The organism is Terrabacter carboxydivorans, assembly GCF_039532035.1.
Taxonomy (GTDB): domain Bacteria; phylum Actinomycetota; class Actinomycetes; order Actinomycetales; family Dermatophilaceae; genus Terrabacter; species Terrabacter carboxydivorans.
Genome location: NZ_BAAARE010000063.1, coordinates 1 through 1,219, shown reverse-complemented (window position 1 = coordinate 1,219; position 1,219 = coordinate 1). Strand labels below are relative to the sequence as shown.

The window sequence follows — 1,219 nt, the reverse complement described above, 5'->3', positions numbered from 1 at the left end:
TCGATGCTCCTATATTCGTCAAGCGGCCGGGGCGACGGGCGCTGTGACGGCGGAGGTATCCGTGGCGCGGGGCAGGTTGGCGAAGACCTCGCGGGCGATGTAGCGCTTGAGGCAGCGGATGATTTCGCGTTTGCTGAGCCCTTCGGCGGTGCGGCGGGCGACGTAGTCGCGAGTGGGTTGGTGGTGCCGCATGCGCACGATGGTGACGATGTACAGGGCGCTGTTGGCCGCCCGGTCGCCGCCGCGACTGAGCCGGTGTCGGCCGCTGGTCCGGCCGCTGCTGGCCGGCTGTGGCGCGACCCCGCAGAGCTTGGCGAAGGCGGCTTCGCTGCGGATCCGTTCGGGGTTGTCCCCCGCGCTGACCAGGAACTGTCCGGCGATCTCGATGCCGACTCCGTGCAGCTGCACGAGCGCGGGAGCAGCGACTCGCACGAGGGCCTCGATCTGCTTGTTGAGCGCCTTGATCTCAGCGTCGAGTGCCTTCCACCGGCGAGCCAGGTCGCGTAGCGCAGTCTTCACGCCAGCGAGCAGCATCCGGTCCGGGGACGCGGACAGCGACAACAGGTCATCGGTTTCGGGTCGCAGTCCGTGGCAGCGGTTGACGAGTGTCCGTTTGGTCAAGATGACCAGCTCGTCCCGCAGCGGCGAAGGCGCTCCGATCATCACGCCCCACAGGGTGTTGAAGGTGTTCTTGCGTGCCTTGACCGCGCTGGCACGCGCGACGCGCAGTGTCCGGATCACTTCGACCGTCCCGGACTTGGCCTTCGGGGTTGCGGTGGAGGTTCGTCCGAGCACGGCTCGAGCGATCTGCTCGGCGTCGAGCCGATCGGACTTGCCGTCCATGTGCCGCGCCAGTCGGTTCGGCCGGTTGACCTCGATGACGTGGACGGCTTGCGCGGTCAGGAAGCGGGTCAGCGTGGCGCCGAAGGAGCCAGTGCTTTCCACACCGATCGCGGCGATCGTGCCGTGGCCTTGCAGCCAGCTGAGCAGATCGCGGTATCCCCGGTCGTTGGCGGGAAACTCGCGATGTCCCAGCAGACGGCCGTGGCTGTCGACCGCGGCGGCGTAGTGGGTGTGCTTGTGCGTGTCGACGCCGCCGATGACAGCGAGGTCGGCGCTGGCCGCTGGCGTGGGAACAGGCTGGATCGTCATGCTGGACTCCGCTCTTCCGTTAGGGCTGTTCTGACGGCGGAGCGAACCGGCCGGGCGGGCGACAGGT

The 1,219-nt window shown here is 68.2% G+C and carries 1 protein-coding gene; it reads right to left on the bottom strand.

Annotated elements, in window-relative coordinates; all coding sequences use genetic code 11:
• Window positions 1-18: 18 nt before the first annotated feature.
• Window positions 19-1,152, bottom strand: a complete 1,134-nt coding sequence (locus ABD297_RS23550; protein ID WP_344257596.1) for an IS110 family RNA-guided transposase — start codon at window positions 1,150-1,152, stop codon at window positions 19-21.
• Between the last annotated feature and the right edge of the window lie 67 nt (window positions 1,153-1,219).

Coding starts and splice junctions, on each gene's coding strand:
- ABD297_RS23550 (WP_344257596.1), bottom strand. CDS start 1,152: ATGACGATCCAGCCTGTTCCCACGCCAGCGGCCAGCGCCGACCTCGCT.